24 protein-coding genes are annotated in these 26,890 nt (G+C 49.1%); 9 read left to right on the top strand and 15 right to left on the bottom strand.

The features are described 5' to 3' along the window. Positions 1-45: 45 nt before the first annotated feature. From LX98_RS18315 to LX98_RS18300, 4 genes are all read left to right on the top strand, one after another. The gene (locus tag LX98_RS18315) at positions 46-834 is read left to right on the top strand and encodes an SDR family NAD(P)-dependent oxidoreductase (RefSeq protein WP_496430629.1); all 789 of its coding nucleotides are present in this window, start codon (positions 46-48) and stop codon (positions 832-834) included. A gap of 119 nt (positions 835-953) precedes the next feature. Beyond that, entirely contained in the window at positions 954-1,637 is a 684-nt protein-coding gene (locus tag LX98_RS18310) for a zinc metallopeptidase (RefSeq protein ID WP_496430222.1), read from the top strand. A 420-nt stretch (positions 1,638-2,057) separates the two neighbouring features. Beyond that, positions 2,058-4,091, top strand: a complete 2,034-nt coding sequence (locus tag LX98_RS18305; RefSeq protein ID WP_496430221.1) for a hypothetical protein — start codon at positions 2,058-2,060, stop codon at positions 4,089-4,091. Positions 4,092-5,956: 1,865 nt separating this feature from the next. Next, positions 5,957-6,508 (top strand): DUF488 family protein, encoded by a 552-nt coding sequence (locus LX98_RS18300; RefSeq protein ID WP_496430220.1) that lies wholly within the window; start codon positions 5,957-5,959, stop codon positions 6,506-6,508. Between the two features lie 295 nt (positions 6,509-6,803). Here the strand turns inward: LX98_RS18300 and LX98_RS18295 are convergent, their stop codons facing one another. Then, positions 6,804-7,409: an outer membrane beta-barrel protein gene (locus LX98_RS18295; protein ID WP_496430219.1), complete on the bottom strand. Its 606-nt coding sequence runs from the start codon at positions 7,407-7,409 to the stop codon at positions 6,804-6,806. 906 nt (positions 7,410-8,315) lie between these two features. Here LX98_RS18295 and LX98_RS18290 point away from each other — a divergent pair. Then, positions 8,316-9,404 (top strand): endonuclease/exonuclease/phosphatase family protein, encoded by a 1,089-nt coding sequence (locus LX98_RS18290; RefSeq protein ID WP_496430218.1) that lies wholly within the window; start codon positions 8,316-8,318, stop codon positions 9,402-9,404. A 53-nt stretch (positions 9,405-9,457) separates the two neighbouring features. On the opposite strand, the gene LX98_RS18285 is transcribed toward LX98_RS18290, so the two are convergent. The 4 genes from LX98_RS18285 to LX98_RS18270 all read right to left on the bottom strand — a co-directional run bounded on the left by LX98_RS18285 (position 9,458) and on the right by LX98_RS18270 (position 13,093). Further along, entirely contained in the window at positions 9,458-9,814 is a 357-nt protein-coding gene (locus LX98_RS18285) for a BON domain-containing protein (protein WP_496430217.1), read from the bottom strand. A 269-nt stretch (positions 9,815-10,083) separates the two neighbouring features. Then, complete coding sequence (locus LX98_RS18280) at positions 10,084-10,401, bottom strand: HNH endonuclease (RefSeq protein ID WP_496430216.1); 318 nt, start codon at positions 10,399-10,401, stop codon at positions 10,084-10,086. A gap of 637 nt (positions 10,402-11,038) precedes the next feature. Then, entirely contained in the window at positions 11,039-11,839 is an 801-nt protein-coding gene (locus tag LX98_RS18275; protein ID WP_496430215.1) for an arginine deiminase-related protein, read from the bottom strand. A gap of 15 nt (positions 11,840-11,854) precedes the next feature. Then, a complete protein-coding gene (locus LX98_RS18270; protein ID WP_496430214.1) occupies positions 11,855-13,093 on the bottom strand; it encodes an ornithine cyclodeaminase, nickel-pincer nucleotide-dependent in 1,239 nt (412 codons plus the stop codon). Between the two features lie 222 nt (positions 13,094-13,315). Here LX98_RS18270 and LX98_RS18265 point away from each other — a divergent pair, with 222 nt between their 5' ends. Continuing rightward, a complete protein-coding gene (locus tag LX98_RS18265; protein ID WP_496430213.1) occupies positions 13,316-13,942 on the top strand; it encodes a hypothetical protein in 627 nt (208 codons plus the stop codon). Between the two features lie 21 nt (positions 13,943-13,963). Here the strand turns inward: LX98_RS18265 and LX98_RS18260 are convergent, their stop codons facing one another. Continuing rightward, positions 13,964-14,599, bottom strand: coding sequence for a HEAT repeat domain-containing protein (locus LX98_RS18260; protein WP_496430212.1), 636 nt, complete (start codon positions 14,597-14,599; stop codon positions 13,964-13,966). A gap of 50 nt (positions 14,600-14,649) precedes the next feature. Here LX98_RS18260 and LX98_RS18255 point away from each other — a divergent pair, with 50 nt between their 5' ends. Next, positions 14,650-15,420 (top strand): MBL fold metallo-hydrolase, encoded by a 771-nt coding sequence (locus LX98_RS18255; protein WP_496430211.1) that lies wholly within the window; start codon positions 14,650-14,652, stop codon positions 15,418-15,420. Between the two features lie 182 nt (positions 15,421-15,602). Here LX98_RS18255 and LX98_RS18250 read toward each other — a convergent pair whose 3' ends face one another. The 7 genes from LX98_RS18250 to LX98_RS18220 all read right to left on the bottom strand — a co-directional run bounded on the left by LX98_RS18250 (position 15,603) and on the right by LX98_RS18220 (position 22,826). Next, positions 15,603-17,657 carry a response regulator gene (locus LX98_RS18250; protein ID WP_496430210.1) on the bottom strand — a complete coding sequence of 685 codons (2,055 nt, stop codon included), beginning with the start codon at positions 17,655-17,657 and terminating at the stop codon, positions 15,603-15,605. A 25-nt stretch (positions 17,658-17,682) separates the two neighbouring features. Continuing rightward, positions 17,683-18,042, bottom strand: coding sequence for a response regulator (locus LX98_RS18245; RefSeq protein ID WP_496430209.1), 360 nt, complete (start codon positions 18,040-18,042; stop codon positions 17,683-17,685). Then, positions 18,039-19,130: an ATP-binding protein gene (locus tag LX98_RS18240; protein ID WP_496430208.1), complete on the bottom strand. Its 1,092-nt coding sequence runs from the start codon at positions 19,128-19,130 to the stop codon at positions 18,039-18,041. Before LX98_RS18240 ends, LX98_RS18245 begins: the two co-directional genes overlap by 4 nt. 326 nt (positions 19,131-19,456) lie before the next feature. Continuing rightward, positions 19,457-20,329 carry a transglutaminase family protein gene (locus LX98_RS18235; protein ID WP_496430207.1) on the bottom strand — a complete coding sequence of 291 codons (873 nt, stop codon included), beginning with the start codon at positions 20,327-20,329 and terminating at the stop codon, positions 19,457-19,459. A gap of 87 nt (positions 20,330-20,416) precedes the next feature. After that, positions 20,417-21,196: an ABC transporter permease gene (locus LX98_RS18230; RefSeq protein WP_312743339.1), complete on the bottom strand. Its 780-nt coding sequence runs from the start codon at positions 21,194-21,196 to the stop codon at positions 20,417-20,419. Positions 21,197-21,239: 43 nt separating this feature from the next. Then, positions 21,240-22,214 carry an ATP-binding cassette domain-containing protein gene (locus LX98_RS18225; RefSeq protein ID WP_496430206.1) on the bottom strand — a complete coding sequence of 325 codons (975 nt, stop codon included), beginning with the start codon at positions 22,212-22,214 and terminating at the stop codon, positions 21,240-21,242. A gap of 6 nt (positions 22,215-22,220) precedes the next feature. Next, the gene (locus LX98_RS18220) at positions 22,221-22,826 is read right to left on the bottom strand and encodes an LON peptidase substrate-binding domain-containing protein (protein ID WP_312645876.1); all 606 of its coding nucleotides are present in this window, start codon (positions 22,824-22,826) and stop codon (positions 22,221-22,223) included. A gap of 190 nt (positions 22,827-23,016) precedes the next feature. On the opposite strand from LX98_RS18220, the gene LX98_RS18215 reads away from it, so the two are divergent. Next, positions 23,017-24,204, top strand: a complete 1,188-nt coding sequence (locus LX98_RS18215) for a lipocalin-like domain-containing protein (protein ID WP_496430205.1) — start codon at positions 23,017-23,019, stop codon at positions 24,202-24,204. 42 nt (positions 24,205-24,246) lie between these two features. Then, on the top strand, positions 24,247-25,275 hold the full coding sequence (locus LX98_RS18210) for a VPS10 domain-containing protein (RefSeq protein WP_496430204.1): 1,029 nt from the start codon (positions 24,247-24,249) through the stop codon (positions 25,273-25,275). A 56-nt stretch (positions 25,276-25,331) separates the two neighbouring features. Here the strand turns inward: LX98_RS18210 and LX98_RS18205 are convergent, their stop codons facing one another. Both LX98_RS18205 and LX98_RS18200 read right to left on the bottom strand, forming a co-directional pair. Beyond that, a complete protein-coding gene (locus tag LX98_RS18205) occupies positions 25,332-26,258 on the bottom strand; it encodes a hypothetical protein (RefSeq protein ID WP_496430203.1) in 927 nt (308 codons plus the stop codon). 225 nt (positions 26,259-26,483) lie between these two features. Beyond that, positions 26,484-26,873, bottom strand: coding sequence for a response regulator (locus LX98_RS18200; protein WP_496430202.1), 390 nt, complete (start codon positions 26,871-26,873; stop codon positions 26,484-26,486). Positions 26,874-26,890: the final 17 nt, after the last annotated feature.

Genomic DNA, 26,890 nt, shown 5'->3' with positions numbered 1-26,890 from the left:
TGGTCGGGGATTTCCAATCATCCGTCATGGGAAAGGAGTGTCTTCATGAATCTGGAACTGAAGGGTAAAACCGCCTTGGTGACGGCGTCCTCAGGAGGCATCGGGCTGGAAATCGCGCGTGCTCTCGCCGCCGAGGGCGCCAGGGTCGTGATGAACGGTCGTACACCGGCCAGCGTGGAGCATGCTATGGCGGAGCTCGGTACCGATCTTCCCCATGGAGATTTGATTCCTCTTGTGGCTGACAACGGAACTGCCGCCGGGTGTACTCTCACCATCTCCCAAGTGCCCGAGGTGGATATTCTGGTCAACAATCTCGGCATCTACGAGGCTGTCGGATTTTTCGAGGAAACGGATCAGGCGTGGCAGGAGATGTTCGAAGTCAATATCATGAGCGGCGTGCGTCTCGCCCGCCATTACCTCCACGGCATGCTTGAACGTGGTCACGGGCGTGTCGTCTTCATCTCAAGCGAATCGGGCGTCACTCCGGCACCCGAAATGGCCCACTACAGCGCAACCAAAACCATGCAATTAAGCATCGCCCGCTCGTTGGCCGAACTCACCAAAGGGACGGAGGTCACGGTCAATTCAGTGCTCCCCGGTCCCACCCGCACGGAAAGTGTGGAGAAGTTCATCCGAAACATATTCCCTGATCTTCCGCCGGCGGACGCCGGACGCCGGTTTATGTCAGAGAATCGTCCGACCTCCCTGATCGGTCGGCTGATTGATCCAAAAGAAATCGGAGAAATTGTGGCGTTCGTCTGTAGCGCCCGCGCCTCGGTGATCAATGGGTCCTGCATCCGGGCCGAAGGCGGCCTCGTGCGAACGGTCTTTTGATGGAGCAGGCCAATAAGCCGAAACACCTCTTCGAAAAATCCTTCGATGTAATCAGGAAAACAATAAAAGGAGCCATCACTTTCTTGGTAATGAGCAGGCTGAGGAGATAGAGTATTTCCATGCGCATGATTCTTCTTTTTCTCCTGCTCATGATTGTCGTGTTGGGACCCCAACTGTGGGTGTGGTGGGTTTTCCGCCAATATCGTCAACACCGTGAGGATCTTGGAGGAACGGGTGGTGAATTAGCGCGGCATTTGCTCAATCGGTTTGGTCTGCAACAGGTTCGCGTGGAACCCACGCCGATGGGAGACCATTACAATCCCGAAACCAAAGTCGTCGGTTTGAACCCGCAGCATTACAACGGAAAATCCCTCACAGCGGCAGTTATCGCAGCGCATGAAGTCGGCCATGCTTTGCAAGATCATGAGGGCTATACCCTCTTGAAAGATCGAACTCATTTAATCAAATTTGCGCAGAAAGCCGAAAAGGCCGGGTCGTATCTGATGCTGGGCATTCCTGTCCTTGCTGGAGTGACCCGGATTCCTGCAGTAGGTCTTGCCGTCTTAGTCGTGGCGATCGGGACCATGAGCGTCTCCGCCATGGTGCATCTCATCACCTTACCAGTGGAATGGAATGCCAGTTTTCGGCGGGCCCTGCCGATCCTCAGAGAAGGTGGCTACCTGGGACCTCCGGATTTGCATGGCGCCAAAAGGATTCTCACCGCTGCCGCCCTCACCTATGTCGCCTCCTCACTTTTCAGCCTGGTGAACATGTGGCGATGGATTCGCCTCGTCCGACGGTAATTCTCCTTAAAGAGGTCCTCCGGATACGCTCCGGTAATGTAACAATATAAAATCCTCCCTCTCCTCTTAGATCCCCCAGCCAGAAAAACGACCTCATCGACCCCCAAGAGTGCGGCCGAACCTGTCAATTTTGGATTGGGAACCCAGATTCCTAAGGAAATTGATAATGAGAAGCCGCACCCTTCTTGTTTCTGGTCTCAATTTTACAGGATTCAATTTTAACCGATCTTGAACCGACGAAACATTTGATGAGGTGTACTTCCAAATCGAAAGCCTAATTAAGAAGACAGGCGTAAAGCTGGTTATTTCAGTTGATGACCGTGATCGAGTGAGAGATAAGTCTGAACCTCTACAGATAGTCCAACTGGCGAACCGTTGGGAGAAATTTGATAAACAGTATAGGTGTTAAGTGACGATCGTATGGAGGTCAACACGCTATTAAACCCTGATCGGCCCGAAGATTTTTCATTTACTGAAGAAAATGGCCAGGCCGGGATTTCTCCGCCTCAAGAAGAAGGGGAGCTCCTAGATGGGTACCTTTATTCCTCAAGCGAGGATGACTCTGTTTCCGCAATAGACAGACTATTGAGAAATCTCGAAATTGATGAGAAAAGAATCGAAGATTTCGAGAAAACCTTCCCTGCAATCTACGCCTCCAAGTTATTAAAGCTGTTTCCCACGCGAGGAGACGCCAAGCGTTACGTGAATGGTATCTATCAAAGTCTCCCTTTTCTAAAGGAAGAGGTTCATCTTCAAGATTACCTGATTCTGGAAGCCATAAGGATTGTTTGCCCCAAGGTATATGAAAATCTGTCTGAATATCCATGGATGTACCTTCCATCATGGGGTGAGGCCGCATGTTTTTCTTTTCCGTATGAATTCAATACCAGAGATGACCGAACATACATCCTCATCAAAGAGCACATCGAAACCCTCTGTGAAAAACAGGAGAAGCCGGAAGTCTTACTAGAACTTCTTCAAATCTTATTCTTTGAGGTGCGTAAAGGGTTTTCCAACACGTGTGATGGGCATGATGACTTGGAGTCAGGGTATCGCCGCCAGAAACGATTGAGTCATCCGGAATTTTTCTGGAAATACTTTACGGGAAGCGTCCCAAACAAGGAAGTGCCGGACCACGTTGTTGAATCCTTCATTGATTCTTGGAATGGGTTTGGCCAAGGCGAGTTGAGAGAAGATGTTAATACTCATCTTTCAGATTTGAGTAAAAGGAAACAACCGTCTGAACTATGGCAGAAGAGGCACGTGTTTTTGCCACGACTGACACGGGAATCTTCGGCAGCTCTGATAGAATGCCTGTACAAGAATATGCACCTCTTCAGAAGAGAAGGCACCGATATTTTCCAGGACTCGGAGTCCTCCGTGGCAGTCCGCCTTCTGTTTGATCTTATAGACAACAAGTTGCTCTCAGATGATTTAGAAATTGTGCTGGGTGATCTAGTCCAAAAAACACCATCCTTTGAGCTTGCTGTTCGAATAGTGGGTAACGTTCGAAGCAGAATGAAAGAAGTATTCAATATCCCTGAGCAAGGAGACTTTTATGCACTAAGCTCACAATTGGATGCCAGGCTTACCGACCATTTCATTGAAAGAAGACAAAATATTTTCAATGAAGAAAAGAATTACGGGTACATATTGGCCCAATGGGGAACGTACAAGCCGCAAAATAATCTGAAGGTGAATGAGTATGTTTTTGGAATAGTCGAAGAAGATCCTACTGTAATAGGGAAAGTGCTCGGTGTGTACACGAACAACCATGGGGACAAAACCGGAGTTGGGATTAGATGGGAAGACCTTGGCAAACTCTATGATGAACATAAGCTGTACGAACGTGCAAGCCAATACCACGATTCTTCCTATTCAACTGAGGATGAAAGAAAAGCCGTAGAAATATTCATGAGTCAGTATGAAGAGCGCAGAGCAGCTGCCGAACGTGAAATGATCCAGCAAGCAAATAAGCAGAAGTTCATGAAAGCAAACAGTCAGGGTATTCGGTTTTTCAGAATAGGCCAATACGAATTGGCATTGGAAGAATTCAATCGGGCTTTTGAAATCACTAATTGGAACGATGAGTTCCACTGGGTCCCTTTTCTGAAGTTGCAACAATGGCACACATTGCTGGAGCTTGGACTTAAAAGTGACGGCGAAGTTCGAACACAATTTCTTTCGAGTGCTCGGAGGATGGCTTCAGATGATGCCGAAATTCGAGACTTATTCAATGCAGCATTTCCAAATGGAGGCGATCAGGCAGGGCAAGAGTTGTACTGCTGTATTTTCCATTATCTCCAATGGGAAGCGGCGTCAGGCGTTGAAAAAGAATCAGTAAAAAAATACTTTAAAGCTCACTTCAGCCTGGCGACCGGCAAAAGAACTTTCGGAGGGACCGAGGAAATAACGAAACGTTGCAGTGAGCTATTGGTGCTGTTGAGACTATGAAGAGTGAAAAGGTGCCAAACAGACTTACCCATCGGGGACTATGACAATCCCGAATTCGTTGAATGGAATGCCAGTTTTCGTCGAGCCCTGCTAATCCTCAGAGAAGGCGGTTACCTGGCCTCACTGAAACGGTAATCTGGCTAGAGCTTTCCTGCCGTTACGCGAAAAATTTGCATGAATTGTTCCTGCCACCTATTCAATCTCTTTCAACGACTTTCTGCTAGGCCGCGTCCCATAACTATTGAGTTCCTTCTGCGGCGGAAATTAGAGGCTAGACATTATCAAAAAACGTACAAGACACATCGGGACATAGAAATTAAAAAGGATGGCTGGGAGGAATAACATAATGCGGCCACCCCGCTGCTATGATTTCGAGTCGCCGAAGTGTTTTTTTGTACTCCTCCCTTGGATCACTCGTTTTTTCTTTATTAGTGTCTTTTAGACGGTTTCGGCGGGAAGTACCGCTTTTATAATGTAAACATGCCTGGTAAAAGTCTTCGGCTGCGGAGATTACTGGATGTGATCCAATTACTGCTGGAAACGTCACCCGTAATATTCCCTGAGTAGAATCTAGAAAAATGTGAAATACTTTGTCATGCCAACTTTTGGTTATCATCAAGATTTTTTCATATTCAAGACATTGATCCGTATGCGCAAGAGAAAAAGTGAATTCGTAGATTGCTCCCTTTCATGTTGCAAACATTTGAGAACCGCCTTCGCTTTGTGCTTGGGCGAACCGTATAGCCTAGGATCAGGTCTGCTTCTATCCTAAACCTCCCTCCAATTCTTGCCCATTTTCCAGGTGCTAATTCAGCGTATGGAATGTGTTCTCTCTCAGAAAAGTGCTTGAAGACTGGATCTTCCATCAGATGAGCGATAAAGCCTTTTTTATCCTTATACGACGTGAAAAATTTCCAAAACCCTTGATCTAGATCTCGAAGCAACACCTCTATCCCACTGAGATCATCATTGTGGAGTGATCGACCGTGTGCGATGCGATGGCGCATAGGCATGATTTCGGTAAACTTTGCTCGAAGAAGCTTTTTGGTAGTGAGGTAAGGAAGGAAAAGTGGTCAGAGCTTCTGGCCAAAAACAATTTTGGAGAGTGAGTCAAATGAAAGGTATCACAGAGGAATGTTTTCTACAGTCGACATATGCGGATGTAACTTATCCGTATTCAGCGACTTATCTGCAGGAATTCCTGGTGCTTCACTACGCTTGAGTGCTCCATAGCCTCTCTTGCCACCAGGCAAGACCGTAATGAGCTTTAAGTTCAAGGTGCACAAAATCTCGAATCCAGTTTTCAAGTTGGTGGAAAAGACAGTAGCCCTTCACAATATCTGGACTAATACCTCTAGACAGGTTCAGACTCATATGCATTCGGTATGGCTCCCTTTTACCCAGCCTGGTGGTTGCAACGCCTATTTCCCCAAATGATTAGGTTGTACAATTAGATATTCTTTTGATTTAAACCCTCAAGACAGCCTTGCTCCGTTCGATGCAGCCGAGAATTTCGGCGAAAGACATGAACACTTAAAAGCTCGCCTGTCTTCACACAATTCGAGTATCATCAATTCATATCTGAACAGTGTCAAACTGACGACAATCCGTTTTCTGAACAAGGACGAGGCGCGCAAGGTTGTCTGGGAATTTTTGCAGACCATACGGTTGGCCCCGTTAAACCCGCGGACTCTGAACTTAGGGGGAGTCCAGCAGGTCTTACTCTGCCTTTTCGAGCTGTCTCCCTGAAAAGATGCGACTCGATTGACGATCAACTTAAATACCGTTAAATATCCTGGAAGATGTCAAACAACTTGCACGGTGGCCTCACCCAGCCTGGCGACACTCACTCGTCTGAAACACCCATGTCTCCCGAGTTCTGGACCATCGGTCATTCGACACGGCCTATCGAGGAATTCGTCGGGCTTCTTCAATCGCATGACATTCAATTGCTGGTTGACGTCAGAACGATTCCGTTTTCACGGCGCAATCCGCAGTTCCACCAGGAGACTCTCGCCCAGAGTCTTCGTGAAGCCGGGTTGCAGTATCGGCACATGCCCGAGTTGGGAGGTCGGAGGAAAACCCGCCAGGATTCGGTGAATGTGGGATGGCGGAATGCGGGTTTCCGAGGGTACGCGGATTACATGCAAACTCAAAAGTTTTGGGATGGGCTGGAAGTACTGGTGAATATCGGACAGCAGTCACCATCAGCCGTGATGTGCGCGGAAGCGGTGCCTTGGCGCTGCCACCGGACGCTCATAGCAGATGCATTGGTCATCCGTGGTTGGACGGTCCACCACATCATTTCGGCAAGTTCTCTCAAAACGCACGCACTCACGCCCTTTGCCAAGCTTGACGCAGGTCGCCTCACTTACCCCTCTGAAGCCTCCTCGGATTCAACTCTCCGACTATTCTAAGGGAAGGCTGAAGTTTCTCACGTACACTTGCCAGCCTCAGGTATATCGCTTATTGGTCCCCTTCATACCCTACATCTTCAAAGTGAATAGACATCATGTATTGGTGAGATGGATCCCTTAAAACATATGAGCTTTCAATACTTGCTAGGCGAGGGACTTTACAGATTGGAATGACCCTTCCCTGCAGGTAAGCGTTTTGATTGAAGGCTCAATCACGTATTGACCCTCAGGCACCTGCGTCCCTGATGATGGTTCAGGGGCACAGGTGTAGAGGGAGGAGACTCCGGATAGGGTGTTAAAAATGATAGTTGAGACCAATCGTGACCATATGACCCTCGTCATGAAAAGATACCGAATTTCCACTTTGATCTTTTGAATGAATTCGCTCCAACCAGACCCACCGATAAGACCCATCGACCGACCAGTTCTGGTTCACCATAAGTTGCAGACCGGCACCGCCATGAAGACCAAAGCGTTGTTGTGCATCACTAAAATTATTGGGTCCATCCACATCGGTGTAATACCAGCCTCCGCCCCCGATCAGATAAGGACTCAACCGCTTTCCCGGCAGTAGATAGACGAGGCCGGATAATTGAAGTGGAAAAGTCTTGGCCGTGGTAGAACCAAAATCATTTTTTCGATAATCCATCGATCCTTCAAGAGCAAAGACGTCATTTAAGTACCATCGGGCTTGGGCTCCTCCATACCAACTGTCATCTCCGCCAATAGGATCGTAATACATGGCCCGACCACCAATGGAAAAATCACCTTTGCTGATTTTCTGGGAAAAAATGCTATCGGCTGCTCCTACCGGACTATGAACCATGCTGAACCCGAGGACGAGGGCGGATACTGTTCCGAGCCACGCGAATTTTTTTAGACACTTTCCCGACACTTCCATAAGGACTCCTTTCCTTTGACCTTCACCATCTATTTAATTAGAAGAGATTTGATCCGATGGTGGTAAAGATTCAAATCTCAAAACAGCTTTTTTTCGGCTCATCCAGTGGTAATTCTCGCGAGATTTTTTCATGTCACCAAGGCGTGAAATATCTTTCCCTTTACCCATATTTCGTTCCCGGTCCGGCGTGTGGACGGCATATTTCTTCTTTTCGAAATGAGAGTTGTTGAACACATTTGGCGTCATGGGATGTTTGAACTTTGCGATTATGATCTAATTAGAAACCTGACATAATTGTTAAAAACCCTGGACACCTGACTTACAATACTTTCGTTTTTTGGTTTGGTTCCGGGACGGAGGAGAAGAGATTCTTAGAGATTTGAGAGAAAGGGGAGGATCACTAGCTAGACGGTAAAAGTTTAAAAAACCAGCAAGTGCAGATATTGAAGACTCGTCTGCTGCAGTCTTGAGGTTTCTTCAGTCGGTCATCTTGAGCCAAGGGGGAAAGATCTGCCCACGTGGGGCCATCACGCGAGATCCTTTGTTTCACTCTGGATGCACTATTCCTTCAGAGCGGGGGTCTATCACCGGCCAAACTTTATGTATTGGCAACCTGGATTGAGGCAGACGGGAATGAAATGGTGGTTGAATAAATGGGTTCCCTACCTTTTGCTTTTGTCTATTGGCGACGAAAGAACTGGCAGGTAGAGAATTGAATTGATCAAAATTTTTTATTTAGATCCACCATGCCTTTCCTTCGTTTATTCACACTGAGAAGGGGTAAATAAACTTATCTCAAGATTTCATTCTCCGTTTGAGCGTTTTGCTTTTTACAGAGCCTTAATACATAAAGGAAAGCTGGACACGATGTTTATCGAAATATTTGCGCGGTGTAAGTGAGATGCCATGCTGGAAATAATTTACCCCGTTCTTATCTTCCTGGCTTTGCTGATTATGACGGCAACCCTTTTGCCGCTTCTTCGGGTTGATGAGTGGTGGGTACGTATCTTCGATTTCCCACGCCTTCAGATATTTGCAATTGGAGTGGCCCTCGCCGTGGCCCTGAGTTACTCGATTTTCTATTCAGAGCATGCGTTTGGGAAATGGGTGCTCATCGGACTTATCGCATGTCTCGTCTATCAGGGATTGCGGATTTTTCCTTACACGCGGTTGGCTCCCAAGCAAGCCTTAGATTCTCTCAGTTCCCCTCATGAAGATCTTTTGAGTATTTTGACAGCCAACATCTACAAGAATAATCGAAACGCATCAGGATTTTTGAACGTCGTATTGACCGCCTCTCCCGACGTCGTGCTCGTTATCGAACCCGATCAGTGGTGGGAACGACAGCTCAGCGGGCTTGAATCCTCTTATCCCCATACCATCAAACAACCTTTGGGGAATACTTACGGGATGCTGCTTTATTCACGATTAAAATTGCGAAACTCTCATATTCGTTTCCTGGTTGAAGACCACCTTCCATCCTTTTTTACCGAAATTGAGTTGCCGTCCGGAAAAATTATTGAATTTTATGGACTACATCCCCGTCCTCCGAGTCTTGGCCAGGATACGGATGAGCGGGATGCGGAAATTTTAATTGTTGGCCGGGAGGTGGCACGCGCCAACAAACCCGTGGTGGTTACCGGAGATTTAAATGATGTGGCCTGGTCCTATACGACAACGTTATTTCAGAAAATTAGCGGAATGGTCGATCCTCGAATCGGCCGGGGGTTTTTCAATACGTACCATGCCAAGTATCCGATCTTTCGCTTCCCCGTTGATCATATTTTTCACTCTCCCGCATTTCGTCTGGTTGAAATGAAGCGCTTGTTGCCCATCGGGTCTGATCATTTTCCAATATTGGCGGTTTTATCGTATGAACCGGAGGATCGAACCAATCCCGAAGCTCCTGAAGCAGATTCAGATGATCGTCAGGAAGTCAATGAAACATTAAACAAGGTAGAAAACATAAAGACCTCCACACACCTGTGCCCCTGACGGAACGCCAGGGGCACAAGGCCGTTGGATGGCTCTGAAATTCCGATTACGTGTTAATTATTCTGGGACATCGCTTTGGGCTTAATGGCTAATTTATTGACGACCTTCTCGACTCCATCTGCCTTTTTGGCAATTTCCACGGCCCTATCGATCTGATTTTGTGTTTCAACAAATCCACTTAACATAACAGTGCTTCGGTGCGTTTCAACCTCAATTTCAAACGCATCCACCAGGTCATCGGCAATCAATGATGACTTGACCGATGATGTGATCATGGCATCGTCAACCGTGGTTCCCATAGTTCGCCCATGTGGATCGCTGGCACATGCTGAAAATGCCAATGCACATGCCACACTTAACACGACTAACATGGTTTTGACTCTCGGTTGGTTTGTGAAGGTGGTGGTCATAACAATTCTCCCTTTTTGAAATGAAAGTTTTTGGAAACAGCCTTGAGGCCATTCAACAATAGACTGAGCCAGTATGCTTTAAAGAGGGGCGAAGCAGAATTGTTAAAAACCCTTGATTTTCGACTTGAAGTGCCTGGGTTCTTGGGGGAGTCGTCAGGACAGAAAAAATTCTTGTTAGGAGGCCCGAGAAGATTTGGAAAGCAAATAGGAAGTGGGTATTAAGAGGCCGAGGGGATTTTAAATGGACGAAATTTTAAAAATCGGGTTGGTTAATCTCCTTCTGCTTTTATCTGATCGAGGAGAGTTTCAACTGGGGTGGTGAGGTTTTTGCTGCGGTTGCAGGCCTGACAGGCCGGGACGACATTGCCTCTCGTACTTTTTCCTTTCCTGGCTAATGGCACCACATGGTCCATGGTCAGGTTTGCCGCTCCCACCTGCTGATGACAAAAGTGACACTCCCCTTTTTGGATCTGGGCTTTCCACCATGGGGTTTTCCGTAATTTTTTCCCATTTTCGCGCTCAATCCGTATATGGCGTCGGATCGCGTCATCGTCACCGAGTGAGTAGAACTGTTCTGGTTGGGTCATAGGGAAAGGTGACCTCTGTTTACACTACTTTATGCGGATTGATGACCATTGAAGTCATGAGTCAGGTTAACCTGGTTTGAAAGATTGTAGCGCTTGGGTCGGCCCTTTTAAAAGACACGGGTGATTTTCGGATCATAAAAAAACTTATGATTCCGGCCTTATACTTTTACGATGTGTATCTAATGCCAGTTGGGGTTTTCCAGTAAAAAGCTTAGGCAGGTGAACGCGTCGCACTTAAGACAATTCCTGCTGCCCTCGTAATTTTCTGTGTTGCCGGTTTTCGCCTCGGCAGGCGAGGCCCTTTTCTTTCGGGAAAAGGACCCAAAACCATTGACGCCCCGTCTGGCCTCATTGGAGCGGACGGACGCCAGCCTGCGGAGGGCGGACCAACTCGCTCCGCTCAAACAAGGCCCGCCAGCGAATGAGAGCGTCCTTCCTTGGGCCAGACGGCAGGCGTCGGACCATGGGAAACTGATTATTTCAGTGATTCACATGAAAGAACGAGGAGCCATACAACCTGTATGATCGGGTTTTCCACTGCGGCACAGATCCTTCGCGAGGCCTTAGGATGACAATGAGTCAGTGAGAGCTACTGCAGTTCCGCGGTTCAGAAAGAAGGAGATTGAAGGTTGTGCGATTAGTCCAGCGCCAGAGTCAGGCATTTGGCGGAGCCCCCGGCCTTGAGGAATTCATCCAGTTCCACGGAGTGGGTGGTGTAGCCCTGTTTGTGTAACCACGCCACCGTATCCGGGCATCCGGTCGGCAGCACGACATGGCGGTCGATACACACCGCATTGCAGGCAAACCGCTCGCCTTCCCGGGATGGAACGGCAAATCGTTTATTCTGTTCTATGCGAGAGGCCAGCACGGTTTGGGCGTACGAATCGAAACAGGGGGGAAAGTAGAGTAGCTCTCCTCCACTGAGGGGACAAAAGCAGGTATCCAGATGATAAAATCGTTGATCCACCAGTTCCACAGGCATAATTTCTTTTTGGAAAATTTCCGACAATTGGACATAAGCGCGGATATCACTTCGTTGGCGGTAGCCGCCGATCCAGAAATCCGGAAATCCCAGTAAATCCCCGGCACCTTCAAAGTTTATTTCCGGGTCAAGGTTGATGACTTCATAACCCTTACTGGTAAACCAATCAATAAAATATCGTTCCTCACCCTGCCGTTCCGGGTGGCGGAACAGACTGGGAACCGCCTTGCCGCCGTGGATAACACCCGCATTGGCGGTAAATACCAGATCTGGTAGTTTTGGTACCGGTTCCATAAATTCGAGTTTGGCTCCAACTTCGTTCTCCAGTACCTGAGTCAGCGTTTTCCATTGGGTCCTGGCGCGTTCTCCATTGGATTGATTGGACACTCTCATCCATGGATTAATTTCATATTCGATACCAAAATAATCCGGGGGGCACATCAATAAACGGCTCATGGTATTGGTATCCTGCTATCCTTTCCAGCCCAGTTCACGGGCCAGTTCCCATAAAAAAGAAGAAGAATCCATCACCAGCCCGACGGCTTGGAAGCTTCCACGGTCACTCAGCTTTGTGGGAACGGCGGGATTGATGTCAACACAGACCGTAGGTGCCGACGCCGGTAGCAAATTTCCCGTTGCCACGGCATGCAGCGTGGAGGCCACCAACAAGGCCAATCCCACGCCGGGAATGGCCGCGCGCATGGCTTCTTGAGCTTTAATGGAATCGGTGATGACGTCCGGCAAAGGGCCGTCGTCGCGAATCGTCCCGGCCAATACCATCTGGACCCCCCGTCGCACGCAGGCCGCCATGATCCCTTCTTTGATGAGACCGCCTTTGACGGCTTGTTGAATGCTTCCCAGGGCCCGGACTCGATTGATGGTGCGAAGATGATGCTCATGTCCATGGGGCACCGAACGGCCGATCCCCAGGTTATATCCCAGTGACGTTCCGTACAGGCTGGCTTCCATGTCATGAGCGGCCAGGGCATTCCCGCAAAAGAGCACATGAATGTATCCCGCTTCGATAATCCATGCCAGGGCTTCCCGTCCTCCCGCATGGATGATGGCCGGACCACCGGCAAACAACACCTTCCCGGACCCGTTTCCCTCTTTTCGTTGTTGGTGGATCGCCTTCATCCGCTTGGCCACATCGGCGATGATATGACGGTGTGGACGTTCGGAAGAAACCTGGGCTTCCATGAATCCGAACACATCGCGTTCCTTTGGACGTTCCAGCGGGAATACCCGAACCCCTTTCCGTCCCGTGACAACCAGATCGCCTTTTCTTATGGAGCCCATGGAAACCATTTGCGCGGAAGGGGGGGAGGTCTTCAGCCTGATGGCTAAATCCATTTCGGGTTGCGGAACATCGATCCAGTTTCCTTGCCACCGGATTTGAGTGGCCAGATGAGAGGTCGCGTAAAAATCCTCCGGTAAAATTCCATCAGCCGGCGCTGGCTCAACTGTGCAGTCTTCCTCGGTTTCAACTACAGCTCCATGGGGTTGGATGATTTTCAGGATTTCCTGTAGTAACTCCATCGTGGGAGCTTCAATCAGGATGGTGGCATGAGAAGTGTCTTCCCGTCGGGTTCCCACCGTGACTTCCGAGAGGGTAAAGGTCCCTCCCAACATCACAATGTCATCCAGGACCTTCGCGAGGATCAATGAATCAATGATATGCCCTTGGATGGTGACGGTTTGAACGATCATTGTTTTATTTTACCATGAAATTCTGTAAAGACTTGATGAAAAAATCGCTTTGGGGGTTATTCCTTCGCGGGATGGCGAAGAGGGGCATGGAATAGTTCTCGCTCATAATGCCCTGGTCCATTCTGTTAGACCTTGTAAAGGAAATGGGAGAAGAATCATTCTCATGCGTTTCCCGACGGTGCTATACTAGGAGCATCCATCATTTTCCTGGGGGAACCAAATTTGAACCAGTATCTTTTTCCTTTTCTATTCAGTCTTGGACTCGTCTGGGGTTGTGGGGGGCAGGCCCTGCAGGCGACGGCATGGGCTTCCCCCGGCACGGATGTCTTTCAAGCCTTCACTCAACACATCGGTGCTCAAATCGGGAAAGATAAACAGGAATTTGCGATTGCCGATTCCTGTACTGTCTATTTTTATCAACTTTGGAACAAAAAAGCCCGGCCTGAGGTTGAGCGCATTCATTTCTCCCCTCTCTTAAAGACAGGGCTTGATCTTGATTGTGTGAGGCTCTTTCCCGAGGGGTTGGAACAGGCACGGGAAGCCTTTGGGAATTCCCAACAACTTCTCTCCCTCAGCCTCACGTTTTATCAAATGGCCTTAGTGGGGGATGGAGATGATAATCAGGAATATAGTGCGCACGAAATCCACGATCTGCTGGAAGCCTTTAGCCTACCATTTCAAGAGGGACGACCCTTGGGAGAGCATATGAACGCCCTGACGGGCCTTTTCGATAGTATTCGCAGGGATGTTCAATTCAAATACCTGATGGAGGGCATGCAGGTGTTGATGAACAAGGGGTATCGCTTTTCCGAAGCTGATCAACGAGCATTGAATCAGGAGCTTAATTGATAGGCATGCCGGGTGAGGCCCCTATCGTATTCGTTCCAACGCCTCTTGGGACCGGCTGCGTACCGTCTGGTCCCAGTCTTCTTTCATCTTTTCTTCCAGTTTCGCCTTCGCATCTTGAGCCCGCATGCGGCCCAGGGCCAATGCGGCACAGGCTCGCACATGGGCATGGTCATCTTCCAACGCACGAATCAACAAGGGGATCGAAGCTTGATGTTTCAAAACCCCCAGGTAACTGGCTGACATTCCTCGTATGCGATGTTGTTTGTCACCAAGTGCCGTCTTCAATGTCCAAATAAAGAGTTCCGCCATCGGTTCGGTGACGGTCTCCAATCCTTCGGCTTCAAATTGGTTCACTTCAATCAGGGTAAAGGCCAAATCCCGCCGTTTTTGGGCTGAAGGTTCTTTTTGAAAGCGTTGGAGGAGCCGATCGCGAAGCTGAAGACGTTCTTTGCGAGCGCGCCATTTTTTTGTGCTAACCCATACGCCTATCCCTAAGACAAGAATGCCTCCGAGTATGGGGAGGATCTCATCGGTAATGTAATCCTGAGTGTCAAAGGTCAGATGATTCCATATCCATATGCCTGCTACGATCAGGCCCAGCCCTAACAGGCCGATAAACGGGTTGATGGAACGGGTTGTTTCGGGTTGTGTTGCCATACGTGGTGTGGTGTTACCAGAGGGTATTTATTTGCCGGCAGGGTATAACAATGAAGCTCACCATACTAGGTTCAGGAACTAATATTCATCCTACCCGCGCTGCGGCCGGGTATGCCTTCGAGACGGACCGGCCTATTCTACTGGATTTTGGTCCAAGAACGCTCTCAAATTTATTACAAACCGGCATAGATCGCCATACGATTCAACACCTACTCTTTACCCATTACCATGCGGACCATTTTTCTGATTTTATTCCATTTTTCTTTGATGCCGTGTGTCATTCAAAATTCGCGCAGGTTCGACCGGACCTCACGATTTATGGTCCACCCGGGACTCAACGACTCTTTCGGACCATTTTCCGGACATTCCCCAATTTTTCGGGTTCACCCTTTCGGGTGACCCTCAAAGAGGTCCATGATCGGCCGTTTATGATCGGCCAGACACAAATCACGCCCATGCCCATGATCCATTCTGAGCAACAGATCTGTCTTGGCTATCGTCTTGAGTATCAGGGCCGGTCAGCGGCTGTTTCGGGAGACGCGATGTCCTCACCGAACCTGGTTCGCCTGTGTCAGGATGCGGATCTGGCGGTCTTGGACTGCTCTTTTTCGTCTCATCAACCAGGTGGATCGCATATGCATGCGGAAGAATGCGGAAAAGTCGCGGAAAAAGCCAATATCAAAAAACTTGTTCTTTCTCATTTTTATGAGACGGCCGATCGGTCGAATGTCGTGGCTCAAGCCCGCCGATTTTTTTCAGGACCAGTCATCAAAGGCAAGGATCTTCTAACCTTGCAAGTCGGGAGAGCATTGTCAAATTAGTGTTGGAGAATGAAGCGAATCTGGCCTGGGACCTGACCCCTATTTTTTTTTGGAATTTGGCAATTGCCAGAACCTGCGCATGCAAGCCTTAATGTGCCGCCTGCAAGTTGGCCATCGGGCTGACGCTCTACTGTCTGGGCGGACCTTGTCTGAGCCATAGCCAATCCAAATAATGTTACTTATCACACGTTTCCTCCATGCTTCTGCCCCAAGACTTGATGAAGAGCATTGGCAAGATCTCGAATCAAGAGAGGTTTCCTTAAACAGGTTTGTATTCCTGTCGCTTGGACTTTCATAGATTCACTGCTTTGACCGAAACTGGTGCAAAGAATAATTGGGACGTTAGGTCTGATCTGCAAAACCTCGCGTGCCAACACTTCACCGGTCATGTGAGGCATGGTCATATCAGTAATCACCGCATGAAAAGCGTCCGGAGCGTTACGGAAAACCTCCAGTGCTTCCACGCTGCTTGTTCGAACCTCGACCGTGTATCCGAGACCCTCTAAAGCCTGCTTCCAGAAAAAAGCCAGGACCTCCTCATCATCCACAAATAAAATATGTCCCCTCCCTCCTGGGATGGAATCCTCAAAAGGTGTCTCAACTGCAGCAGGCACGTCGAGATGAGGGAGATCGATTTCAAAGACAGTACCATCCTCCGGTGTACTTTCCACTCTGATAACCCCTCCGTATTTGGTGACAATGCTGTGTACTATTGCTAGACCTAAGCCGGTACCACCCGACTCCTCTTTCGTGGTGAAATAGGGTTTGAATATCTGCTCACGTACCTCGGAGGCCATACCAAGGCCTGTATCTGCTACGGTGATCCGAACATACGCTCCTGGGTTCTGATGTAGTTGGGAAGCAGCGACTTCGGAGGTTACTTCGATAGACTCCAACCGTATTTTCAGGATGCCCCCCTTCTCCCGCATTGCATGGTAAGCGTTCGTGAAGAGGTTCATCATCACCTGATGAATCTGTGTGGGATCTGCTAAAATGACATCCGATTCCGTGTTGTAGTGTTGCTGGACTTCAATGGTGGCAGGCAGGGATGCCCGAAGCAGCGACAGGGCTTCCTGAATGATTGGGCGAAGCTGTATTGGTCTCTGCCCCTGTTCACTTTGACGGCTGAATGCGAGGACCTGCCTGACAAGATCTTTAGCTCGATTTCCAGCCGCGAGCACTTCTTGTAGGTTGCTATAGATTCGGCTCTCCTTTTGAACTAGATGCATACTGAGATCAGCGTATACTAGGATCGCCGACAAGATATTATTGAAATCATGAGCAATTCCACCAGCGAGAATGCCCATGACTTCCATCTTTTGCGCTTGGCGAAGTTGAGTCTCCGCTTGACTAAGAGCCTCTTCGGCTTTCTGGCGTTCAGTAATATCAAGAACGATCGCCACGAACACTGGTGAAGATTCAAAAGTTGAGCACTCGAGATGCATCTCGACCGGATACGTCGTCCCATCCTTTCGTCGGTGAGCAGAGATAAACTGAACACGGTGTTGATTCCCAATCCTGAGTGCTTCGAGCTGTTCTCTAAGCGGCCCAGGAGAAACCTCTCCCAAAAGATCGGGAAGCGAGAGGCCTCGAAGCTCTTCCATTGAATACCCAAGATTTTCCCGTGCACCCTTATTCACCAGTATAAATTGTAGGGTTTCACCATCAAGCACATAGAGCTCGTTCAAGGAGGTCTCTAAGATCCGTCCGAATTCTGCTTGTCTCTCTTCCGCATGTTTGCGCTCTGTGATTTCTTTTTCAAGGTCCAGCATCTTTTTCTCTAGCTTCATCACCAGCCGTTCGCTATATAACCGGAAAACTTCCTTCTCCTCCTGTGAATCAGGCGGTTTAGAGATGACCTTGCCTTGCTTTCTATCGCTGACTATTCCTTTTATAATCCTCATGAACTCATCCGGCTCTTTGGGTTTCCGAATAAATTTGTCAGCTCCTAATCCTAGGGCAAACTCTTCATCTTTTTCGTCCGTATACGTCGCTGTATAGAAAACCAATGGGATCGCTTTCAATTGTTCTTCTTTCTTAACATTCCGACAAAGCTGAAAACCATCCATGACAGGCATAAGAATGTCAGAAACTATGAGATCAAAGTTTTTCACATGAAGTTTTTCCAGAGCCTCGGCTCCGTTATTCGCTGCCTCAACCTCATACCCATTTTCCTTCAACAGAAAGTCTAAGAGATAGAGATTCTCTTTTTTATCATCCACGATTAGGATTCTCATGTTCTTCTCACTCTATAGCGATTGTCTACATGTGTTTACCTAATTCTGCCATAAAGGTGTCGGGATTAAGGGGCTTTTCGATATATCCTGTGCAGCCAGCAGCGAGGGATCTCTCCCTGTCACCAGGCATGGCATAAGAAGTAAAAGCGATAATAGGAACCTTTGACCCTATCTCAGAAGCTCGTATCCTTTTTGTGGCCTCAAGGCCATTGAGGTCAGGAAGCTGTATATCCATGATAATCATATCGAGTTTTTCTTTGATTGCCAGTTCAATTGCCTGCGCTCCATTTCTTGCCTCGATGACCTCATGCCCATGTTGCTGGAGAATGAACCGAGCCAAATACATATTGGTTTCGTTGTCATCAACTAACAGGATTTTCTTCACTCCTTTGATTCCTCCCTATACCTCAGGGGGAGAACAACGGTAAATTCACTACCCTCGCCATAACGACTCTTGGCCCAGACATCGCCCCGAAGTAGATTGACCAGCTTCTTGGTGAGATACAATCCAAGTCCGGTTCCCTCTTGCCGTTTTGTAATGGACACACCAACCTGTTGAAAGGGTTCAAAGAGCTCATGCATGTCCTCTCCTTTGATTCCTATCCCGGTATCCCTGACCGTGATCTCTACATTTTCATCGTTTAACGCCTTGGCTGCCACCTCTATGGTTCCATGGTCAGTGAATTTTACAGCATTGCTGCACAGATTCAACAAAACCTGTTTTGTGCGTCTTTTATCACTGAAGATCGTGATGTCTTCGGGTACGTTCGTGAGAAGTTCCAAGCCCTTGGTCTGAGCAGCAGGAGAGACACTCTCCTTCGTCTCGGTCACCACCTCATCAATCCTAAATTCCTCAAGGGAAAAGTCTATTTTCCCAGCCTCAATCTTAGAGACATCCAAAACGTCGTTGATGAGGGTTAGAAGATGATTGGCGCTGTTCTTCACCATGCCAAGCTGTTTCCTTTGCTCATCGGTAATCTCGCCAGCCATTCCCTTCAACATGATACCCGTAAAGCCAATAATGGAGTTCAATGGTGTCCTAAGCTCGTGGCTCATGCTGGCAAGGAAGACAGATTTGTGACGATTGGCACGCTGAAGATAAATGTTTGCCTGTTCAAGCTCTCCAGTTTTGACCTCAAGATCACGGGTTCGCTCTTTGACTAGCTCTTCTAGCTCCTCTTGATACTTTTGCAGTTCTTCTTGTGCCCTCTTCCGTTCATCGATTTCCTCGATGAGCTGTTTTCGGAGAGTATCGTGCCGATGCGAAACGATAAAAGCCACTATACCAGCGCAAAGACTACCGAAAATGATGGTAGTCACCTGCGATTGCCATCGTTCGAAATCGGGATAAAAGAATTCTTCGACCAACTCAAATGTAGTCAACCCTAGGAGAACAAGCAGGTAAGTGAGAATTACCGAGTTCATTGTTTTCTTGGCCGGGATCGATCCCCAGATTTGTTGAATGTATTTCATCACTAGGGCTCCACGGCTTGGTTGTGAAAGCCTCACGGCAGGAATTGCCAGCCTGTTTTCTGCCGGATCAACTTGATTTTAACGTCCCGCTATTGCACTCAACACGATTTCGTTTGAGCCATACCAAGTATAAAAACTTCTGATTAGGTGCCTTAGACTAGCCCTTGAGGTGAAAAAGTGCAAAAAACGACTGATCCAAAGGTCAGAAAGCACAAAACTTTAAAAGATAAGCTGAACTGGGAAAGGATGATGGCCCTATTGAGACACGGAGTCTTGGACGGCATCATGCGCCATCTCGAATGATAGACACTTATTTGGGAAAGTCTTTAGGGAGAGGGATCCTGATCGGCGGAAGAGTCTTCCAGGATTTGAAGCAGGGACTGTATGCGCTCCGTCATGGGATTCTGTTGTTCACGTTCATAAATACTCAACAGGTTTCGGAGCATGCGGGCAAGAATCAACCGTGTCGGACTCTTTTCCAAAAACTCAGGAGAAAAGTCCAAACCGGATGCCGTAATAAATTGTTCACAGTCTTGTTCCCGTAAGAGTGCTCCACCGTTAAAGCAATCCACAAATTGCGGAATCGGCTCTCCTTCAATCTTCACCAGGAAATGTCCCGGCATTCCGACCCCGGAGAGGGGCAAATTTAGCCGGTTTCCCACAAACACATAGATGGCCGAGAGAGAGATGGGGATCCCTTGCCGGGATTCGATGACTCGATGCAGGTAGCTATTGTCTGGGTCATGGTAATGGATGCGGTTGCCGGAAAATCCCTTGTCTTTAAAGAGGAACGCGCTGAGGAGTCTGGCGACTTTCCCAGGCGCAGAACCTTCGGCATGCCATTTTTTTCGAAATTCTTCAGTCAGCTGATCGAGGCACTGCTGATAATGGGGGATATCGACATCCGGGTAGGCAATCTTGGCGATGAGAAAGGCCCCCTGCTCCCAATCCATCTGCCGGGAGCAATGGGTAACAAACGTGCTGAATTCCTCTTTAAGTTGCTCAAAAAGAATTTCATTTTTGACAAAAGCGACCCGAGATTCCAATGCCGTATCATCCGCGCCGGCTTTTTCCAGAAATGGTAAGGCTGAGGGCCCAATACGGATGAATTCGTGCTGGATCGTTTTGGCGACCTGTTCGTTGGGGTCGGATAACAAACGAATCAGAGCCTGAATTTTTGTCTCCGAAGGTGAGTGCAAGAAAGTTCGTCCCGGGTAAATACGACAACGCCTCACCAAAGAAAAAGAGGCGTCCCGTCGAGGAATTTATAATGTGGTAAAAGGGCGTTAGCCGACCGAGCGCCTGAACGCGCGGGCACCCCCATAGAGACACAGGGCGTCGAAGACGGCGAGGACTCCAAGGGCGATAGCTACCTGAGGGAGCGCCTCGCTCCAACCGGTAAGAATCAACGGCCGGATGGCATCAATGACCCAGGTCATCGGATTGAAAAATGCCAGTGATTTCATCCAACCCGGCATTGCCGCTAATGGTACAAGCGCGGAACTGAGAAAGATCATCGGAAGCGAAAGGAAGCCCAACACCGAGAAGAAATCTCCATGACTTTTCACGGAAAACGCCATGGCCATGGAAATGGCGGTGAGCCCGACACCAAACAGCATGCCGATCACCAAAATGAGGGCGATCCCTAATATCCCGGTTTCCGCACTCACTCCGAATAAAAAGGCCACACCCAGAATAACCAGAATTTGCATGGCGGTGATGGCCATCACAAATAGAAACCGACTAAGGATCACGGACGATCGTCTGATGGGAGTTGCCATCAGTCGTTCCAGAAACCCGTTTTCTTTATCAAACAGTAAGTCGACGCCACCGGCCAGCCCGTTATTGAGAACGGTCATCACGACAACACCGGCTGCAAGAAAACTCATGTAGTTCGGGGCTTGGACGACCTGTATATCGGCTGCTCGTTGAAACAGGTTGCCGAAAAAGATGAGCCAAAACAGCATGGGCTGTATCAACGTAAACAACATACTGAACTTTTCCCGGCTCAATCGCTTGACCCATCGATTGGTCAGGGCAAGTACCTCTTGAATTTGCTCATTCATGGAGAAACCTTTCCAGAACAGTGAAAAACTACAGGATAAGATCTTAGGTCGTGGGTTCAGGGGGTTGGTCTTTGAGGGACCGGCCTGTGTGAGCCACAAACACGTCGTCTAGCCTCGGCCGATGATATTCGATTCCATCGAGGAGACATCCTACTCGATTTGTGGCCTCGAGAATAGCAGGCAATGCCTTCTCGGGAGCATCGACGCGGATATCAAGCCCTTGTGGAGTGGGACGAATGGCACGTACGAAGGGCAAGGCTTTTAAGGCGGTTGAGAGGGTTTCGAGTAACTGAGGCTGAGGGTCGCCTAGAGTGAGCCAGACGCCATCGCCACCTAAACTGGCCTTTAAGTCCTTTGGAGAGCCAATGGCGCGGATTTCGCCGCGGTCAATAATAGCAATTCGATCACAAAGCTGGTCGGCTTCATCCAGGTAATTGGTGGTCATAACGATGGTCATGCCCTGCTCGCGCAATTTCCGCAGGTATTGCCAGATATTGAGGCGGCTTTGAACGTCAAGGCCCAGTGTAGGTTCATCCAAAAAAAGTACCTTGGGATTGGGCAATAAACCGCAGGCAATATCCAATTTGCGTTTCATCCCACCGGAATATCCTTTGGCCACGCGATCGGCATGCTCTTCCAGATCGACCAGCTTCAGGAGCGATGCAATCCTGGTGAGGGCTTCATTTTTTGGGAGATGATAGAGATCCGCAAGCAACAGCAGATGCTCCCGACCGGTAAGAAAGCGGTCGATAGCCCGTTCTTGCGGAACGTAGCCGATCATCCGTCGAATGGTATCGGCTTCTTTGGCGACATCATGTCCGAAAATGGTTGCGGTCCCGGAGGAGGGCCTGAGGGTCGTAATTAAAATTCGAAGCGTGGTACTCTTCCCTGCTCCGTTGGGTCCCAGAAGGCCAAAAATTTCTCCCTGCATGACGGAGAGGGAGAGATTCTTCACCGCGGTCACGGTGTCGTAGGTCTTCCCCAGCCCTTTAACCTCAATGGCAACGGCATCTGACATGGTGTGTTATCCTTGTGCCGTTCGAAGATCGGCAAGTTTAAAGCGGATTAGATCAATCAGGCGGCGAGCTTGCTGGATGAGATGGCCGGATTCAAGTAAAAATTGTTTTTCCACGGGTGACAAATCAAGACCGGCTGAAAGGTTATGAACAAGAATGGAATCCGTGAGTTTGCCAGAAGCGATCACCTGACACAACTCATGAGCCTTTTTCCAGGTCAAATATTCTTGGGTAATTTGCTCCAGATTGATGCGGGTTTCGGTGTCCAGGGAGGGTTCGCCCTTTTGCGCATTCGGAATAATTCGTGCTTGGCGGTAGGGCGTTGAGACCTCTTGCTCTTCAAAGGTACATCGCTGAAGGCCTTGCAACACAATATTAAGCCGACCGTCAGCCAGTTTGTGTGAGCTGATAATTCGCCCCACACATCCAATGGGATAAATCGGCGGATCCGCCTCATACTCGTCTTCCCAACCGTCCTTGAGCAAGACCATGCCAATGCAATCTCCCTGACCGGATGCGTCGTGAACCATTTCCCGGTATCGGGGTTCAAAGATGTGTAAAGGCAAATAGGTTTCAGGGAAAAATACGACGTTGGGCAGTGGAAAAATTGGCACGCTGTCCGGTATCGGAAATTTGCCGAATTCGGCTGATGGAAAATCTGAAGGCATGGGGTACGATAGCGGAGATTTTTCGGGAAAGTCAACGTAAGATCGTGACCCAAAGGAGTTCGATAAACGGAGAAAATCCTTGTGTGCCAAGGGATTTGTACGCTATGTAAGGTCGTGGTATAAACGGAAACATGAAGTGGACGAACGCCTTCACCCACGCGACGGTTCTGCAGGTCTTGAGGTGAGCACGAGATCCTTGTGGCGAGAGATCTCGCTGCTGTTCATATTTTCACTCCTTGGGATTTCGGAGGTCTTTGCAGAGACTCCCAGCGTTGGATTTCATGAATATACTCCTGCCCGCCCCGGATACGTCTATGCGTTCCCCCGGGATCATGGCAGTCATGAGCAATTTCAGACAGAGTGGTGGTATTTTACCGGACATCTGTCCACCACGAATGGCCGACGGTTTGGGTACGAATTGACCTTTTTTCGTCGTGGAATTGACTCACCCGATGCCTGGAGTAATCCTTCTGCATGGGCCATGCGACACCTGTACTTTGCCCATTTTGCATTAACCGACGAAGCAAATAACCAATTCCGGTTTGCAGAGAAGCTGAGTCGTGCCGGAATCAACAAGGCCGGAGCTGAAGGGGATCGGCTCCATGTGTGGATCGATCGGTGGTTGCTGAGGGCGGTGGCACCCGATCATCGACAATTTCATCTACAGGCGCAGGCTGAAGATTTTTCCATTAATTTGATGCTCGAATCGGGTAAACCCCCTGTCATTCATGGCATAGACGGAGTGAGCCGGAAAGGCCGGGAGGCAGAGGCCACCTCCCATTATTATTCAATGACCCGACTTCAGACCACTGGATCGGTGGTAGTACAGGGGGTGCCGCTGGCGGTCAACGGCGTTAGTTGGATGGATCATGAATTTGGATCTGCGGACCTCTCGGAAGGTCTCGTTGGATGGGATTGGTTCAGCCTGCAACTTGAGAATGATTATGACATCATGGCCTATGGGCTTCGCCGTTCGGATGGAACCTTTGATCCTGCATCCAGTGGAACATTGGTGAGGCCAAACGGATCCTCGACATCCCTTTCCCTTGATGCGCTCAAGGTAAGCGTTCAAGACCATTGGACCAGTCCGGCCAGTGGTGCGCGTTACCCTAGTCAATGGACGTTATCTATTCCGTCGGAAAAGGTGAAGTTGAATATCTCTCCCAGAATGGCCAATCAAGAACTCATAACCGGGCGAAGTACCGCTGTGACATACTGGGAAGGAGCCGTGGATGTCACCGGGCTTTGGAAGGGAGAGAATATTCATGGCCAGGGCTATGTCGAACTGACCGGATATGCCGAACCGTATCGCCCATCACGATAACGTGGGACTTCTTGACATTTGGCAATGACAATCCCTTTTAAGATGTCCCGAATTCTTGTGACCTTCGTTGTGTCCTTGGTGCTCGGATTGACGGCCTGCGGTCAACGAAGCGATACCATTGTGTCCATTGCCTTACATCCCACCAAACCCAACATTCTATATGTGGCCACGGATGAAGCCGTATACAAGTCTTCCGACACGGGGGCCACATGGACCAGATTTGCGGGCGAATTAGCCCGGACCCGAGTGATTAGCTTGGCCCTTGACCCACAACTGTCTGCCACCGTCTTTGCGGGAACGATGGGCGATGGGACCTATAAAAGCCCGGATGGGGGCCGAACGTGGCATCCCTACAATTCCGGGATTCAGAAAGGCACGATCTCGGCCATTGTTAATCAGATTGTCTTTAATCCTTTGGGGACGGAGATGGTTTATGCGGCGACAACCGTTGGGGTTTTTCGAAGTTTGGATGGTGGTCGACATTGGACTGAACGGATGCAAGGCATGACGGAGGTGAGTTTTGTGGTGACCCTGGCAATCGATCCCCAGCGTCCTAATGTCTTATACGCGGGGACGACGGGAGGCGTCTATCGCACGCTTAATGCCACAGAGAGTTGGGAAAAAGCTTCGACGGGCATGGTGGCCTTGGATGCCAAAATGGCTTCAATGGTGTTGGGAGTAAATGGAATCGTGGTTGATCCAACGAATAGTGACGTGGTGTATGCAGGGACCACGGATGGATTATATAAATCAACCGACCAGGCCGAACATTGGACAAAGATCGGAGGGAGCATTCAACACGCCTATATTAGTGCCATTCAACTGGATCCCACTAACCCGTCAATCCTGTATATGGCGACGAGTGATCGGGTTCAAAAAAGCGAGGACGGAGGAGAAACCTGGCAACCGAAAATACAGGGATTGGAGGCAGCCAGTATTCGGAGTCTTCAGATGAGCCCCCTGGATCCCCGCACTTTGTATGTCGGCACGAATGGAGGAGGGTTGTACCGAAGCACGGATGCCGGAGAGTCCTGGAGCCGGTTACCTCTTACTCCGGCATCTGGTGAATAGGAGCCACGGCGCCTTCCCTACAATATCTGTTTCATGGGTGCATACAAAAGCGAGAGTTATTGCCCTTTCCAGAAATCAGGAAGCAGGAACGAGAGGTCCATCATGAGTTTGCCCCCATAAGTTGGGCCGAAGTCTTGACCGTTTAATTGATCGTTCCATGTTTCGAAAGTAAAGGGGTGGGCACGGATCGCAACCGTCCAAAAGCGTTCCTCCAAGGAATTTCCCTGGTTTCCATTAAACATTCCGGAATCTATGGTGGCGCCGATTTCGACTTCAAACAAGGGACGTAACGTTTTCTCATCATACCAGCCATAGCTGAGAGAGCCTTGTGCGGCAAATGAATGATTGGCTAAGTCATGAAACGCCGCGCCGTTGAAAAGTCGCCCGGCCCTCACCATTCCGGACAATCGGAGAGGTCTGAACAGATCTGCAACCCAGCCATTATGTGTACCGCCCAGATAGTCGATGGTTTTTAACGGTGACCAGCGGCGAAAACCCCCACGGGCAAAGAGTTCCTGATAAAGGCTTCCCGTCTGCCCCCCGCCTCCAAGAAACAGTACCCGGCGTTGTCCCGGAAGTTCTCCCCATCGGGTGATTGAACCGGATATGGTAAAATCTGTCTCTTTTCGTTTCTTTCCAACCGGAATCTGAGGGATATCAAACAGGTGGTCATGGACGAAATCGTTTTGGAGGGATTCTGAAGGTTGATTTCTCGTAGGGCCAATTCCAAAAGTCAAATTTGTGCTCCATCCTTCAAGGGAATTTGACCAGTGGCTGGTCCAACTGCTGGTAATAAGGTTTAATCCGATGGTTTCCCGAATGCCATTAAACCGCTTCCCTTCCCCATTAAATTCAGTAAAGCGAAATATGGAGAGTCCGGTGGTAAGCACCGGTTCTTGATCGGGAAAGTCGAGCGCACCCCAATGAATGCCTGGCGCGGAACTTTCCGACCTTGCCGGTTGTGGAAAAATCCACCAACTCATGCAGGCGATCAGGATCAGGGAAATACTCAGAGACGAAAAGAATCCGCAAGCCATAGCCAAAAATGGGAAGTTTAATATTGCCGAGCGGTAGTTGACTGATTCCTAGCACAACGGCAATGTCTTAGAACATTTCCTGAAATGTGGGGGGATGACCCTACAGCAGGCTTACTCTTGAGTTGTCTGAGTTGATATGACCTTTAGTGCGATCAACCGGGAGGGGGGAAATTAGAAATCGAGAGCCTCGTGTACTTTTTCGACGAGTTCACGGAAATTACAGGGTTTGTCAATAATGGCATAGGCGCCAAGTCCCATGGCTTTGTGCTTGTGTATTTCGTCAATAACTCCACTGAGCAGGATGACCCGAGGGGTTCTGCCGTTCAAGGTTCCGTTGACTCGTTCCAACAAGGTCAGTCCACTCATGATAGGCATGTGATAGTCAGCCAGGACGAGATCGACTTCGTTTTCTTTCAACCACGCAAGTGCTTCGGCGCCGTTTTCCGACTCGGCGCATTCAATTCCGGAGGATTCTAATGCTCCCCGTACAGTTCGGCGGACGGCAGGCTCATCATCCACAATCAGTACAAGTTTTCTGAGAGAGGGAGAATGTTTGTTCACGATGTGTTCCTCGGAAA

It is taken from the genome of Nitrospira marina, from assembly GCF_059568365.1.
This window is presented reverse-complemented; position numbering and strand designations above follow the sequence as displayed.

Bases quoted from the DNA above. Each gene is read 5' to 3' on its own strand.
- LX98_RS18260 (WP_496430212.1), bottom strand. From the start codon at position 14,599: ATGGCAACACAACCCGAAACAACCCGTTCCATCAACCCGTTTATCGGC.
- LX98_RS18310 (WP_496430222.1), top strand. From the start codon at position 954: ATGCGCATGATTCTTCTTTTTCTCCTGCTCATGATTGTCGTGTTGGGA.
- LX98_RS18270 (WP_496430214.1), bottom strand. From the start codon at position 13,093: ATGATCGTTCAAACCGTCACCATCCAAGGGCATATCATTGATTCATTG.
- LX98_RS18285 (WP_496430217.1), bottom strand. From the start codon at position 9,814: ATGACCACCACCTTCACAAACCAACCGAGAGTCAAAACCATGTTAGTC.
- LX98_RS18275 (WP_496430215.1), bottom strand. From the start codon at position 11,839: ATGAGCCGTTTATTGATGTGCCCCCCGGATTATTTTGGTATCGAATAT.
- LX98_RS18255 (WP_496430211.1), top strand. From the start codon at position 14,650: ATGAAGCTCACCATACTAGGTTCAGGAACTAATATTCATCCTACCCGC.
- LX98_RS18250 (WP_496430210.1), bottom strand. From the start codon at position 17,657: ATGAGAATCCTAATCGTGGATGATAAAAAAGAGAATCTCTATCTCTTA.
- LX98_RS18205 (WP_496430203.1), bottom strand. From the start codon at position 26,258: ATGAGTTGGTGGATTTTTCCACAACCGGCAAGGTCGGAAAGTTCCGCG.
- LX98_RS18300 (WP_496430220.1), top strand. From the start codon at position 5,957: ATGTCTCCCGAGTTCTGGACCATCGGTCATTCGACACGGCCTATCGAG.
- LX98_RS18305 (WP_496430221.1), top strand. From the start codon at position 2,058: ATGGAGGTCAACACGCTATTAAACCCTGATCGGCCCGAAGATTTTTCA.
- LX98_RS18290 (WP_496430218.1), top strand. From the start codon at position 8,316: ATGCTGGAAATAATTTACCCCGTTCTTATCTTCCTGGCTTTGCTGATT.
- LX98_RS18315 (WP_496430629.1), top strand. From the start codon at position 46: ATGAATCTGGAACTGAAGGGTAAAACCGCCTTGGTGACGGCGTCCTCA.
- LX98_RS18230 (WP_312743339.1), bottom strand. From the start codon at position 21,196: ATGAATGAGCAAATTCAAGAGGTACTTGCCCTGACCAATCGATGGGTC.
- LX98_RS18225 (WP_496430206.1), bottom strand. From the start codon at position 22,214: ATGTCAGATGCCGTTGCCATTGAGGTTAAAGGGCTGGGGAAGACCTAC.
- LX98_RS18210 (WP_496430204.1), top strand. From the start codon at position 24,247: ATGTCCCGAATTCTTGTGACCTTCGTTGTGTCCTTGGTGCTCGGATTG.
- LX98_RS18295 (WP_496430219.1), bottom strand. From the start codon at position 7,409: ATGGAAGTGTCGGGAAAGTGTCTAAAAAAATTCGCGTGGCTCGGAACA.
- LX98_RS18240 (WP_496430208.1), bottom strand. From the start codon at position 19,130: ATGAAATACATTCAACAAATCTGGGGATCGATCCCGGCCAAGAAAACA.
- LX98_RS18280 (WP_496430216.1), bottom strand. From the start codon at position 10,401: ATGACCCAACCAGAACAGTTCTACTCACTCGGTGACGATGACGCGATC.